The organism is Psychrobacter sp. CoH-33_TS_01, assembly GCF_058189395.1.
Genome location: NZ_JBVGQI010000007.1, coordinates 68,444 through 81,911, shown reverse-complemented (window position 1 = coordinate 81,911; position 13,468 = coordinate 68,444). Strand labels below are relative to the sequence as shown.

General features: G+C 45.3%; 11 protein-coding genes. 3 read left to right on the top strand and 8 right to left on the bottom strand.

Annotation, left to right across the window (positions count from 1 at the left end; all coding sequences use genetic code 11):
* Positions 1-247 precede the first annotated feature (247 nt).
* From trpA to ACZ2XM_RS11405, 3 genes are all read right to left on the bottom strand, one after another.
* On the bottom strand, positions 248-1,123 hold the full coding sequence (gene trpA, locus ACZ2XM_RS11415) for a tryptophan synthase subunit alpha (RefSeq protein WP_490589292.1): 876 nt from the start codon (positions 1,121-1,123) through the stop codon (positions 248-250).
* 192 nt (positions 1,124-1,315) lie between these two features.
* Positions 1,316-2,566, bottom strand: a complete 1,251-nt coding sequence (gene trpB / locus ACZ2XM_RS11410) for a tryptophan synthase subunit beta (protein ID WP_490589293.1) — start codon at positions 2,564-2,566, stop codon at positions 1,316-1,318.
* A gap of 106 nt (positions 2,567-2,672) precedes the next feature.
* Positions 2,673-3,323 carry a phosphoribosylanthranilate isomerase gene (locus ACZ2XM_RS11405; protein WP_490589294.1) on the bottom strand — a complete coding sequence of 217 codons (651 nt, stop codon included), beginning with the start codon at positions 3,321-3,323 and terminating at the stop codon, positions 2,673-2,675.
* 215 nt (positions 3,324-3,538) lie between these two features.
* Between ACZ2XM_RS11405 and ACZ2XM_RS11400 the strand changes: the two genes are divergently transcribed.
* Complete coding sequence (locus tag ACZ2XM_RS11400; RefSeq protein ID WP_490589295.1) at positions 3,539-5,128, top strand: cryptochrome/photolyase family protein; 1,590 nt, start codon at positions 3,539-3,541, stop codon at positions 5,126-5,128.
* 207 nt (positions 5,129-5,335) lie between these two features.
* Here the strand turns inward: ACZ2XM_RS11400 and ACZ2XM_RS11395 are convergent, their stop codons facing one another.
* Both ACZ2XM_RS11395 and ACZ2XM_RS11390 read right to left on the bottom strand, forming a co-directional pair.
* Entirely contained in the window at positions 5,336-5,746 is a 411-nt protein-coding gene (locus ACZ2XM_RS11395; RefSeq protein WP_490589296.1) for a hypothetical protein, read from the bottom strand.
* 631 nt (positions 5,747-6,377) lie between these two features.
* Positions 6,378-7,139 (bottom strand): DUF4230 domain-containing protein, encoded by a 762-nt coding sequence (locus ACZ2XM_RS11390; protein WP_490589297.1) that lies wholly within the window; start codon positions 7,137-7,139, stop codon positions 6,378-6,380.
* A 553-nt stretch (positions 7,140-7,692) separates the two neighbouring features.
* Between ACZ2XM_RS11390 and ACZ2XM_RS11385 the strand changes: the two genes are divergently transcribed.
* Positions 7,693-9,408, top strand: a complete 1,716-nt coding sequence (locus ACZ2XM_RS11385) for a proline--tRNA ligase (protein ID WP_490589298.1) — start codon at positions 7,693-7,695, stop codon at positions 9,406-9,408.
* Positions 9,409-9,516: 108 nt separating this feature from the next.
* Here the strand turns inward: ACZ2XM_RS11385 and queF are convergent, their stop codons facing one another.
* Positions 9,517-10,386 (bottom strand): NADPH-dependent 7-cyano-7-deazaguanine reductase QueF, encoded by an 870-nt coding sequence (queF, locus tag ACZ2XM_RS11380; protein WP_490589299.1) that lies wholly within the window; start codon positions 10,384-10,386, stop codon positions 9,517-9,519.
* 411 nt (positions 10,387-10,797) lie between these two features.
* Here queF and ACZ2XM_RS11375 point away from each other — a divergent pair, with 411 nt between their 5' ends.
* Entirely contained in the window at positions 10,798-11,316 is a 519-nt protein-coding gene (locus tag ACZ2XM_RS11375; RefSeq protein WP_490589300.1) for an AmiS/UreI family transporter, read from the top strand.
* A 130-nt stretch (positions 11,317-11,446) separates the two neighbouring features.
* Here the strand turns inward: ACZ2XM_RS11375 and ACZ2XM_RS11370 are convergent, their stop codons facing one another.
* The gene (locus ACZ2XM_RS11370; RefSeq protein WP_490589347.1) at positions 11,447-12,220 is read right to left on the bottom strand and encodes an ABC transporter permease; all 774 of its coding nucleotides are present in this window, start codon (positions 12,218-12,220) and stop codon (positions 11,447-11,449) included.
* A 47-nt stretch (positions 12,221-12,267) separates the two neighbouring features.
* Positions 12,268-13,230 carry an ABC transporter ATP-binding protein gene (locus ACZ2XM_RS11365; protein ID WP_490589301.1) on the bottom strand — a complete coding sequence of 321 codons (963 nt, stop codon included), beginning with the start codon at positions 13,228-13,230 and terminating at the stop codon, positions 12,268-12,270.
* Positions 13,231-13,468 lie beyond the last annotated feature (238 nt).

The window sequence follows — 13,468 nt, the reverse complement described above, 5'->3', positions numbered from 1 at the left end:
TCTGTGCTTGTGCCTGCTCTGGGGTCATGGTATCAGTAGACTGGGTCATAAGTTCAAATCACTCTTACAAAATTGCTTTTAGTTTACACTTGTAAACCCTATTTCGCAAAGCGCTTTATCATCATAAAGCAGATACTAGCGACTTCTAAGGGTTAAATTACAAATTACCATCACCCGAAGTAGCCGCTAGCAGCATTCCACAAACTTAGTGGCTGCGATTATTGCAATCATGCAAAGCCACTCAAAATTACACGGGATTGGTAGGATTTAAGGTGGTACTCTCTAAGCTTGCAGCATCCAAGCTTAAAGTGTCTAACGCCGCGCGCAGCTCATCCATCTTCGCCATAATTTTAGCTTGTGCCGCTGCTACTGTAGCTGCATCAGTATCCGCACCTAAGCCAGCAAAATGCTGCACCAACTCACTACCGACAATCACGCCATCAGCAAACTGACCCACGGCTTTGGCTGACTCGCCATCACGAATACCAAAACCGACGCAAACAGGTAAATCGGTTTCAGATTTAATGGCTTGCACTTGTTTGCCGACATCTGCAGTATCTAGGGTCGCTGAACCTGTCACACCTTTGAGTGAGACATAATAGATGTAACCACTACAATGCGTTAGTACTTGTTTTCGGCGCTCAGGTAACGTCGTAGGTGACAATAGGAAAATCTCATTCATCGCCTTATCAGCTAGCTGACCAGTAAAGGCACCAGCCTCACCAGGCGGCAAATCAACCATTAAGATACCGTCCACGCCTGCGTCTTCACACAGGTCGATAAAACGGTCGTAACCAATAATCTCTACCGGGTTTAAATAGCCCATTAGGATAATTGGGGTCTTACTGTCTTTTTCGCGGAACTCTTTTACCATAGCAATAGCTTGGCGCGTACTCGTACCAGCAGCTAGGGCGCGTTCACCCGCTAATGATACCGTAGGGCCATCCGCCATTGGGTCGGAAAATGGTAACCCTACTTCAATCATATCGGCGCCGTGGCTTACTAAATCATGGAGCAGCTCAACAAAGCCATTAGGCCGCGGATCACCAGCCATAACATAAGGAATGAGGGCTTTTTTATTCTGTTGCTTTAAGGTCGCAAAGGTCGTTTCAATACGGGTCATGGTCATCTCTTATTCATAAGTTTTAAGACATATATGAGGGTTTAAATTCGCCATTAGTAAGTAAGCTTTTTTTAACAATAGCTTGATAACAATCGCCTGACTCTAAAACACTCAAAAATTAGCGGTAAATCAATCAAATTGAGTGCTTTAGGTCAAAATAGGCCCGCTTGCGGCTATTGTGATATGGCTTTCCTACAGCTCAATACCCTCAGCTTTCATCACAGAATGCAAATCTTTATCACCACGACCTGACATGTTCACGATAATGGTCTGATCCGGACGCATCGTCTTGGCCAGTTTAAGACCGTAAGCAACCGCATGCGCAGACTCTAACGCAGGGATGATGCCTTCTTTACGCGTCGCTTCATGGAAACCTTCTAGCGACTCTTTATCCGTACAGCCTACATACTCGACTCGCTTCATGTCTTTTAGGAAGCTATGCTCAGGGCCAACGCCCGGATAGTCAAGACCGGCTGAGATAGAATGGGTCTCTTGAATTTGCCCATCATCATCGGCCATAAGGTAAGTGCGGTTGCCGTGTAAGACGCCAATACGACCGGCAGCTAGCGGCGCAGAGTGACGACCTGATTCGATACCATCGCCCGTAGCTTCAACGCCATACATTTTCACTTCAGGGTCGTTAAGGAAATCAAAGAACAGACCAATAGCATTCGAACCACCACCCACACAGGCAACTAAAGCATCGGGTAATTTGCCCGTTTTTTCAAGATGCTGGATACGCGCTTCTCTACCAATGATGGCTTGGAAGTCACGCACCAATAACGGATAAGGATGTGGACCCGCTACTGTACCAATAATATAGTACGTGCTATCGACGTTCGTCACCCAGTCGCGCATCGCTTCGTTCATCGCATCTTTTAGCGTACGGGATCCCGAGGTTACGGGCACTACCGTCGCGCCCAATAGACGCATACGATAGACGTTCATCTTTTGGCGTTCAACATCGTCCGCACCCATATAAACGATACACTCTAGCCCTAAACGCGCCGCAATCGTCGCCGTTGCTACCCCATGTTGACCAGCACCGGTCTCAGCAATAATACGCTTTTTACCAGACATTTTTGCTAATAGCGCTTGGCCAATAGTGTTGTTTACTTTATGAGCACCGGTATGGTTTAAATCTTCGCGTTTAAAGTAAATCTGCGCACCACCAATCTCATCGCTCAACCGTTTGGCATGGTATAGCGGTGTAGGACGACCAACGTAATTAATCAAGTCGTTATGATACTCTTCCCAGAATTTTGGGTCTTGTTTCACTTGGTTATATAGGGTCTCAAGCTCTTCTAACGCGGCCATCAAAGTTTCAGAAACGAATCTACCACCATGCACCCCAAAATGCCCTTTAGCATCAGGATACAGGTTGTAATTGGTAACTTCTTCGTTCACTTCGTCATTGTGCGGGATATTGTCAAAATTATTCATAATAGAGTTCGCTCTTTTTCAAATTCAAAATAAGGGTCATATAAGGGGTAATAGCTAATCTCTGTCAGCCTAATATCAGCAACAACAGGGACTGCAATAGAATAACTTAGCTTTGCCAACGATCGCGCTTGACCGCTTTAATAAAGGCGGCCATCTTATCGCCGTCTTTGATGCCCTTAGCGGCTTCAATCCCACCACTTACGTCTACCGCTACAATAGGTAGCGACAACGTATCTGCAACATTTTCAGGGGTTAATCCCCCTGCTAGTATAATTGGCAATTTGCTTACCTCAGGTATTAGTGACCAATCAAAGCGCTCCCCAGTGCCGCCATAGGCTTGCTGTTGATACGCGTCTAACAAAATACTGCTTGCACCTGCACTAGCATACGCTTGAATTAAAGCTTGAATGTCAGCTAAATTTTGCGTTTGTTTATCGATGCGTAAAGCCTTAATCCAGCGTTTATTCACGGTGCTGGCTAGGCGCTGACACTCAGCCGGCGTCTCATCACCATGAAATTGAATCACATCAAAAGGCACCTTGCTCGCCAGCGCTACCAACTCATCCTCATTCATATTCACCACTAAGGCCACAATGCTCACAAAGGCAGGGATAGCTTTCACCAAAGGCAATGCTTGTTCCGCAGTTACAGCACGCGGGCTGGGCGGATAAAACACTAGGCCTAAGGCATCAACCCCCAATGTCAGCGCGCGCTGTACATCGTCTATTCGGGTGAAGCCGCAAAATTTTACCTGCATGGTGTCATAATCCTTGGCGACCTAGCGTCTAATTCGCTTAACCTTTATAAAAAAACTGATAAAAACAACATAACTGATAAAAATAACCAGATTGATAAAAAGGAAGAATAAGTACCTATAAAAAAGAGTTTAGTAAAATAAGATTTGCACTAAAAAACTTATCCTAGCATACTTTTAGCGCTATTTAGCATCGCTCACCACAAAAGGATAACCTCATGAGCAGTGTCACTGCCTCTACTGCTTCTACCGAGCCGCCGCATTATCTTATGTGGTTTCGCCGCGACTTGCGCAGTCATGATAATACCGCATTAGCCGCCCTTTGTGAGTTGGCGATTCAGAATAAAGCCACCGTATCCGCCGTATTTTTTATTACGCCTGAGCAGTGGTATGAGCATGATGTTTCATTAGTCCAGGTCGATCTAATTGGTCGAACGCTACCGCTATTGGCGAACGACTTGCAAGAGCAGCTCAACATCCCACTGCAAGTGAGCATAGCAACTACCTTTAACGACTGTATTGAGGAAATAACGCAACTTTGTCAGTCAGAAAATATCACCCACGTCGCTGCCAACTATGAATATGAAGTGAACGAATTAGCTCGCGATGAGTTGTTAACCAAAGCCTTGGCTAAAGCGAATATCGAATTTACCCGCTATCACGACCAATGCCTATTGCCACCAAAGACCGTGACCACCAATGACGACACTATGTATCAGGTCTTTACCCCCTTCTATAAGAAGTGGCAAGCTATCCTCGATGCTAGTCCACCGAATTTGCACAATGCGTCTAAGGTCACAGCTACTAGTAGCAATGCAGCGTCCAAACCCTTAACAGAGACGTTAGCGACTATCACTAAACTGCATAAGCAAACGCTCGCTACTTATCAAAAATTAACCCAACAAACAGACGAAGACGTACAAGAGGTGCTGGCTCATACGCATGAGGACTATCCTGCCGGTGAATTGGCAGCCTGTCATCGCTTGGATAATTTCGTAGCGGACGATATCAATGATTATGACATCAGTCGCGACCGCCCCGCTTTAGATGCTACCAGTCATCTATCTGCATATCTAACTATTGGCGCTATTAGCCCACGCCGCTGCTATCTACAAGCGCAAAAAGCACTGCATGCTGCTGCGAATAATGACAATAGTAGTAGCGAAAACAAGAACAGCAGTACTGATATTCAACGCTGGATTAGTGAATTGGCCTGGCGTGACTTTTATCGCCATGTCATCTTTGAGCGTCCGGATATCGTACGTCATAAGGCCTATAAGGTCGAAACGGACACTAAGATTGACTGGTCTTATAATGCGGATGAGTTTGCGCTTTGGTGTGCGGGCAAGACCGGTGTGCCTTTAGTGGATGCTGCGATGCGTTGTTTGAACACCACAGGGTTTATGCCCAATCGCCTGCGCATGGTGACGGCGATGTTTTTGACTAAAGATTTGCTGATCGATTGGCGTTTAGGCGAGCGCTACTTTATGCAGCAGCTGATCGATGGTGACTTTGCTTCAAACAATGGCGGTTGGCAATGGAGCGCCTCTACCGGGACAGACTCTGCCCCTTACTTCCGTATTATGAATCCATTTAGCCAGGGTAAGACTCATGATAAAGAGGCTGAATTCATCAAACAGTGGTTACCCGAGCTTAAAGACATTCCCGCCAGCATTTTGCATGATGAGCAGAAACTCATTAAAGCTTTAAGCAAGGGCGGTCAGTTTGCCAAAGTAGACTACCCTACCCCTATGGTGGATCATAAAGCAGCACGGCTGGCTACCATTGCGGCTTTTAAAGGGGAATAAGTTCAATATAAATGAGGTAGACACAATGATTTAAGGGAGAATAAGCCAAGCGCTCGTTTAAATTGTTTAGAAAGTAGTATCTGAGCAGTATTAATCTTTCAGTCCTAATGTCTACCCATAAATAAACCCGCTTCACTATTGATGAGGCGGGTTTTTCTAATCTTGGCCTATTATAAATTTACTGGAATTAGCAACTTGGCTGGCCTGCTATGAGCTCAATGCGGCGATTTCAGTCATTGCGACGTCTTTATGCAAAACCTTAAGATTACTTTGCAACCAGCTGTGCAGGGCGCTCAACTCAGCCGCTTCATTAAGGGGCAGTACGATTTTATTGTCCTGAAGGTTGCCCTTACCCGTCTTGCAGCGTCTGATAAAGAGTACGTGACAGCTGGGATGCTCAAAGCGTAGCTTCTGCACACAGGGGGTATTGCATAGGGCCTCATTAATTACCAGTAAGTCGAGCTTATTACTGCGCTCCACCAACCAAACAAGGGTGACATCCAATCTTAACAGCACTCGCAGGTAGCCCTTAAAAAGCACTTGCTCAACCTGTGATACGCCAAAAAAAGTCGTGTGCAGCAGTTTATCTGGCTTATTCTGACTCGCAGAATCACTCATGTTATCTCTCCCTGTCTATTGTTCTAGCTATAAGCTACTATTTATTATCGTTATTTATTTATCCAAACAATGACTCGAGCCTTCTTCCCTGATACTCCTTTTTTATTTTTTTAAACCGTCTTTTCTTATCCCATAGTTATGGACCTAACCCTAATTACAGCAATACGACTTAGCGATTTATTACGGTTTCTAATACCCCTCTACCTCATCAGCCTTGTAGCAAAATTATATTAATTTCATAGATATCATAGTGATACGAAATATTGTCGGCTATTTTAGATTTGATCATTTCCTATTACGAAGTTGCTCTTACGGTATAAAGCCAGCATTACTTATGTTGTAATATTAATTTTGATCAAAAAAACTCAATAAAATACCTTCTATCTATTTGAAAATACTAGAAAAAAGCCGATATCCCAGTGTAGATTAATTTAGCAGGTTTAGTCAAACAACTATCAAAAATAACTTAACAAAATGGTGCCTGCTGAGCTGAATAATAATGTAAGATATTGATAAATAAATAGAATTATGTTTATTAAATTAAGATATTATTAATTTTTAAGTATAAAAAAAGCACCCCTTGCAATAAGGAGCGCTTTATAGAGGCGTCAGTAGCAAGAACAAGAATACGCTATTGCATAACTTGGCAAGCACCAGCGCCTTGAGTCGTTACAGAAACCGTAGCGCCAGTTAAGGCAAACAATTGCTCCACTTGTTCCTTCGCATTTTTTTCGGCCTGTACCATCACGTCATCCTGACATGCCCGCTCTAGCACTTCTTTTTTAGCACTAATCTGCGCCTCTTTTAAGATTTTCGGATCGGCCTCTAACATCCCAAATAAACCCGCCTGCCAATCATAGACTTCGATATTATCGAGATAGACTGAGAAAATCTCTGAAGGCGGTAAGGTCACCATAATATTAGGCATAATAGTCAAAGGCGCATCAGGGTTAAGACCTGCACTCTCCGCTTCCTGTTTCACCTTTTCTATTTGCTCTGCCGTAGGCTCAGTGACTTGTACCATCTCACTGCCCAACTTGCTCAAATCTACCCCAGCGACCACGCGGCCATGAGCGATAAACAGCCCTTTTTGCTCATCTTGCCAGAGTCGCTGCCACGTGCCTTCGCGTTGACTGGTAATCACCGTGTCCACATTGAAGGCCACGGTCTCTAGCCGATTTAACTTTTGAATACGACTCACCACCCCTTCTCGGCTCACCGTCTGAATGGTAGGGCCTTTCGGTGCTGACAAGTTTTGCCACAGCATATAACCTGCCGCCAGCGCCAACAGTAAAGTCAGTAACCCTAACCAACCCTTAGAACCGCCACCTTTGGGGGAAGCGTGCAGATGGCTAGGTTGCGCAGGGGTATTCGGCTGAGGTTTTTTTAGCATAGTCTCTTCTCGCTCTATTTTAGGTCGCCAACCGATTAGCTGTAGCAACCTTCTGATTATTTTAAGCCGGGAGCTCCGAGTCTATTCTGACCCAAGTTAGCTACTTAAGCTTTATTATCTATCTATAGTTCTAATATGGGGGTTGGCCACTAGTAAATCATTAACTTTTACCTAATTACTACTACTTACATCTTTAGCGGCATTTTGATAACCAATAAAGCCATAAATTCGGCGCAAAGTCGCAATAACTATCCCATAGCCAGTATTAAAAAATACTTAGGCAAGGCTACAACTGATTCATAAATAATATTTTGCTATCAGCCTGTTCCTATTCCCCTGCTTAAAAAGCCATCTAGTCCTACAAATTCAGCCTTACCCCCCATAAATATTCTGATAAATAAATATTAGAGGCTATGGGCTAAGCGTCAACGTTTACAAGGGTTTGCCAAGCTGTCCATTACCCTTTAGAGAAAAAGTCATTGCGTCTGCAGCCAAGTTTACCTACCATAGTCAGATTGCCTATTATTAATACAGTTAAGGTTGCTTGACACATATGAAAGCCAGTCAGTTTTTATTCGCGACATTGAAAGAAACGCCTAGCGATGCCGACATCGCCTCGAGCCAATTGATGGTGCGAGCCGGTCTTATTCGTAAGATGGCTTCAGGCCTCTATATTTGGTTGCCAATGGGCCTACGCGTCCTGCAACAAGTAGAGCGTATCGTCCGTGAAGAGATGTTGCGTATCGGTAGTTTAGAAGTGCTGATGCCTATGGTACAGCCAGCAGAGCTGTGGGAAAAGACCGGTCGTATCGAAGACTACGGTCCTGAGCTCTTGCGTTTCTCTGACCGCCATGAGCGCGGTTTCGTCCTAGGCCCTACTCACGAAGAAGTGATTACCAATCTGGCTCAAGGAGAATTGCGCAGCTATAAACAACTGCCAATGACTTTCTTCCAAATCCAAGGCAAATTCCGTGACGAGATTCGTCCGCGCTTTGGTGTGATGCGGGCGCGTGAATTCACTATGAAAGACGCCTACTCTTTCCACGTGGACCAAGCCTCATTGGCCAACACTTACCAAGATATGTTTGAAGCTTATACCCGTATCTTTACCCGTTTAGGTTTAGACTTCCGTCCTGTGCAAGCCGATACCGGCTCTATCGGTGGTTTTGCCTCGCACGAGTTCCATGTGTTGGCAGACAGTGGTGAAGACGATATCGCCTTCTCTACGGATTCAGACTATGCCGCTAACGTTGAATTGGCAGAAGCCATCTGTACGACTGAGCGCCAAGCGCCCACCCAAGAACGTGCCAACGTAGCTACGGTCAATATGCCTACTTGTGAGCAAGTCGCTGAGCATTTGGATATCCCATTATCACAAACAGTGAAAACCTTAATCGCGAATGGTCATGATGCTGAGGGCAATCCGCAATTGGTCGCGCTAGTAATTCGTGGTGACCATACGCTGAACACTATCAAAGCTGAAAAAATCGAAGAAGTTGATGTACCGTTTACCATGGCTTCTGATGAAGACATGAAAAAGGCTGGTCTGCTTAAAGGCTACATCGGCGTTGATTTAGATATGCCGGTATTCGTCGACCGTGCTGCTGCTGCCCTCTCTGATTTCGTCAGTGGTGCCAACGTCGCCGACCAGCATAGCACGGGCATGAACTGGGACCGTGATGCCACTATCACCCGCGTCGTCGATATTCGTAACGTGGTTGAAGGCGATGCTTCACCAGATGGCAAAGGCACGATTCAGATCAAACGCGGTATCGAAGTCGGTCATATCTTCCAATTGGGCGACAAGTACTCAAAAGCGCTAGGCTGCTCAGTCTCTGGCGAAGATGGCAAGCCGGTCACCTTGATGATGGGTTGTTATGGTATCGGTGTGAGCCGTATCGTAGCGGCGGCTATCGAGCAGAATAACGACGAAAACGGCATCATCTGGCCACAAACGCCGGACCTAGCCGACTCTATTGCTCCGTTCGATGTCGCTATCGTACCGATGAAGTCGAAAGAAGAGACGGTCATGCAGACCGCTGAAGCGCTGTATGAAGAGCTGAAAGCCAAAGGTATCAATGTGGTCTTAGATGACCGTAATGAGCGTCCTGGGGTCAAATTTGCCGATTTAGAGCTAGTGGGCATTCCGCATCGTATCGTGGTTTCAGACCGCAACCTAGCTGAGAATAAATACGAGTATGTGAACCGCCGTGATAGCGAAAAGCAATTGCTTAGCCGTGAAGAGTTATTAGTTAAAATACTGGGCTAAAGCAATGAGCTAAAATTAGCGGTTAATCCCTTAATTTAGTCAAAATAAAAAAGACCCTCGATTTGCATTGAGGGTCTTTTTTTATGCTAGAACTTTAGAGTTATAAAACTACTGACGGACCAAACGGCTAGGCTCTGGTAACAACGATAAATCACTAACGCGGCAAGGATTGATATCAATACCTCCACGGCGCGTATACCAAGCACGCACCATCAGTTTAGACGGTGCAAAATGGTCGGTTAAATCGGCGAATATCTGCTCGACACATTGCTCATGAAAGCCATTGTGCTGACGGAAGCTTAAGATATAGGTCAATAGCTTGCCCTCATCGACACTAGCGGTGGTACTCATCTCAATGGCCAACGTACCCCAATCCGGTTGATCGGTCACAGGGCAATTACTGCGCAGTAAATCCGTATACAGTTGATAGTCTTGGCTAATCTCGCCAGCAGTATTCACTTCCCCTAGCAAACTGGCATCGGGATGCTCGGTCAGCGCTATTTTGATATCTTGGCCTTCGAGTGCCTTATCGATGCAACGACCTTGCGGCTGATTGATTAATAGTCCTGTCTCACTACCTACTTCTGCTAGCGCAAACAAACTCACTGTCACTGGTGCACCCACACACTCGGATAAATCTTTAGTGATGGTCGTCTCTACCGTTTGCCAATCTGCAAACTCAGTAAAGTTGAGACTGTTCAAATATAGCTTCAGTGATTTAGACTCGACGATATTGGGCGAGGTCGCAGGGATAGCAAAGCGTGCTAAAGCCACTTGCGAAACCCCTTGCAGATTGACCCAAGACACTTCGAAAGCATGCCACCAGTCAACACCTACAGTCAAACTATCCAACTGACGCAACTCATTCTGTCCTAAGATTACATCACGGCCTAGCTTACGCGGAATCGCATACAGTGATTCAGGATGATAAGTTTTGGGATAGCTGGTGGATTCGCCTAATACGCCATGGATACTCATAAAAAACCTTTAATATCTGCTAATAAGAAACGAGCGCTATCTTACAGCAATAATAAGACAGCCGGATTAAGAATTTGAGGGATCGCAGTGAAAATCCTGCTAAATTTATACCGATATTCGTAGCGAATTGACGTAAAAACCGCCATGATTCAGCCCCATTATAAACCCACATTGATAGGCAATAATTTAGTTTAATATCCTTTAAAAAAAGGATTATAATCCGACGCTTAAGCTAAGAATATATTGGCACTCGCCAAGGTCTACCACCTCAGTCTAGCCCCCTCTGCTAGCTAAAATAGACCCGCGTACTCAGCCAGTTCATCACTCAGTGACTCTATCTACCACTCCCCCATTTGCCACCATTTCACCTTAACAGGCAATGGCGCGCACTGGTGCTATAAGGAAATACCCATGTTAGGCTTAACTTTGCTGTTTGTTGGGGCGGTTTTATTTATCAATGGCCTGTGGCTGTTAGGCAAGATTGAAGACAAAGAAGTGACCGTTATCAACTTACTGGTCGGGCTACTCAGCTTCCTTATTGCGGTGTATTTGGTGTTTAACCCTGCGCAAGATGCGAAATTAATCAGTGCCGGCGCTTTTACCTTCCTTTTTGCCTTCACCTATCTGTGGGTCGGTGCCAACCAGTTTTTACAGGCAAATTCTAAAGGGTTGGGCTGGTTTTGCTTCTTTGTCAGTGTTACCGCGTTCAGCATTGCCCTCAACGCCACCTTTCAGGTCAGTCTGGACTTCAGTGGCTGGAGTATCTTTAACTGGTACGCTTGGTCAGCGCTGTGGTTTTGCTATTTTGTTATGCTCAGTCTGTCCAAAAACATCCAACGACAAGTGGGACTCTATACGATATTTTGCGCAGTGACCACCGGCTGGCTACCGGGACTACTGAGCCTACAAGATATCTATAAAATATATTAGCGTCTAATTTACGGCGATCATTTGCCCCTGTAAGATGACTTTGCGCCCTATCCCCTTAGTTTTAACCATAAAAAAGAGCCCAATAATCATTGGGCCCTCCTTTTCACCAATCCGGTTTTGTTAGGTAGTGCTAAATGCGAATTCTTGACCCATTATCTAACAGCCGATAAGCGATCACATAAAAGATGGCACAGAAGACAAAGATTGCTGCCATCGAGTACCAAACATTGACGTCTGAATAGCCCAAAATACCATAGCGAAAAGAGTTGACCATATACACAATAGGGTTTAATAGCGAGATATTCTGCCAAAATGGCGACAAGTTCTCTAGCGAGTAAAACACCCCACCCAAGTAAGTTAATGGGGTCAAAACAAAGCTAGGCACGATAGAGATGTCATCAAACGAGCGGGCAAATACCGCGTTAATAAAGCCCCCTAGCGCAAATAAAATCGCTGTCCCTAATACAGTAAATATCGTCACGCCATAATGCACAATACTCAAATCGGTAAAGAACAGCGCGACGATGGAGACAATCACCGCAATCATCAACCCACGGAAGATACCACCGCTGACATAGCCCATTAAGATAGCGTGTTTGGAGACCGGCGAGACCAACAGCTCTTCGATACTGGAGGTAAACTTCGCACTAAAGAAGCTAGACACCACGTTAGAGTAACTGTTGGTAATAATGGACATCATGATAAGGCCAGGCACGATAAACTGCATATACGGTACGCCGCCCATCTCACCGACTCTCGAACCAATCATCTTACCGAAGATGACAAAGTACAAGGTCATGGTGATGACCGGAGGCAGTAGCGTCTGTGGCCAGATACGTAGAATTCGGCGCACTTCTTTTAGCAGAATGGTACTAAACGCAACCCACTTTTTGGCAAAAGTCATCTCTCGCTGTGAGGTCACTACAGGTGCTTGAGTGATAGGGTCCTGGTTCATAGTCCTGCCTCCTTCATACTGCTTTGTCCATGAATGTTTTGATCTACCAAGCGCATAAACAGCTCTTCTAGACGGTTGGCTTTATTACGCATACTCGCCACTTCGATATTCAGCGCGTTCAACTGCTCAAACACACAGTTGAGGGACTCGCCTTCTGTGAGGGTCACCTCTAACGTCAGCTCATCAGGCTGCTTGACCTCAGTTACTTTATCGATGACCAACTTTTGGGTTAACGGCTGCGCCAAATCAAACACGAAAGTCTCAACCGACAGCTGCGCCAGTAAGTCTTTCATCTCCGTATTAATGCGAATCTCACCTTGATCGAGGATAGCGATGCGTTTACACAGTTGCTCAGCCTCTTCCAAATAATGGGTGGTGAGAATAATGGTGGTGTTTTCTTCGATATTAATTTGCTGCATAAACTCCCACATTGAGCGGCGCAGCTCAATATCTACCCCCGCAGTCGGCTCATCGAGAATCAATAGCTTCGGCTTATGAATCAAGGCACGGGCAATCATCAAACGGCGTTTCATACCGCCGGACAGCTCACGCGATTTGGTATTGCGCTTGTCCCACAGTCCCAAGGCAGTCAATAGACGCTTGGCTCGTGGTCTGGCCTCACTAGCTGGGATGCCAAAATAGCCCGCTTGAATGATAAGAATATCTTCAACTTTTTCAAACTGGTTAAAGTTAAACTCTTGCGGGACGACGCCCAGGTATTGTTTGGCAACGCCTGGATTTTTCAATAAATCGGTGCCAAAAATATGCACACTGCCTTCTGTGGGTTTAAACAAGGAGCTGATGATACCAATCATCGTCGATTTACCGGCGCCATTGGGCCCAAGTAAAGCAAAAAAGCCCCCTTGTGGGACGGTAAGACTGACGTTTTTTAATGCAGAAAACCCATTGGCATAAGTTTTTGATAGATGTTCGATTTGAAGGGCAGGAACTTCAGCCATGACAACCTCTATATATGGTGGATGACAGCGCAGTTAAAATAGCTCAACCACAAGCGCTAGATAATAGGCGCGCTCTTTACTCAGTCAGTCTATAAGCAGAAATTTTATAATAGGCAAGACTTGGCTACGTAAACGCTGCTGAATAATAGGGAGAGAAAAAATATTTTAAATTTATTATGACGCTATTTATAGTGACGCTTATTTATAACGGCAGTTTTATAGCGACAACAGTAGGGAT

Bases quoted from the DNA above. Each gene is read 5' to 3' on its own strand.
- ACZ2XM_RS11400 (WP_490589295.1), top strand. From the start codon at position 3,539: ATGAGCAGTGTCACTGCCTCTACTGCTTCTACCGAGCCGCCGCATTAT.
- ACZ2XM_RS11375 (WP_490589300.1), top strand. From the start codon at position 10,798: ATGTTAGGCTTAACTTTGCTGTTTGTTGGGGCGGTTTTATTTATCAAT.
- trpA (WP_490589292.1), bottom strand. From the start codon at position 1,123: ATGACCCGTATTGAAACGACCTTTGCGACCTTAAAGCAACAGAATAAA.
- ACZ2XM_RS11385 (WP_490589298.1), top strand. From the start codon at position 7,693: ATGAAAGCCAGTCAGTTTTTATTCGCGACATTGAAAGAAACGCCTAGC.
- trpB (WP_490589293.1), bottom strand. From the start codon at position 2,566: ATGAATAATTTTGACAATATCCCGCACAATGACGAAGTGAACGAAGAA.
- ACZ2XM_RS11395 (WP_490589296.1), bottom strand. From the start codon at position 5,746: ATGAGTGATTCTGCGAGTCAGAATAAGCCAGATAAACTGCTGCACACG.
- ACZ2XM_RS11365 (WP_490589301.1), bottom strand. From the start codon at position 13,230: ATGGCTGAAGTTCCTGCCCTTCAAATCGAACATCTATCAAAAACTTAT.
- queF (WP_490589299.1), bottom strand. From the start codon at position 10,386: ATGAGTATCCATGGCGTATTAGGCGAATCCACCAGCTATCCCAAAACT.
- ACZ2XM_RS11405 (WP_490589294.1), bottom strand. From the start codon at position 3,323: ATGCAGGTAAAATTTTGCGGCTTCACCCGAATAGACGATGTACAGCGC.
- ACZ2XM_RS11370 (WP_490589347.1), bottom strand. From the start codon at position 12,220: ATGACTTTTGCCAAAAAGTGGGTTGCGTTTAGTACCATTCTGCTAAAA.
- ACZ2XM_RS11390 (WP_490589297.1), bottom strand. From the start codon at position 7,139: ATGCTAAAAAAACCTCAGCCGAATACCCCTGCGCAACCTAGCCATCTG.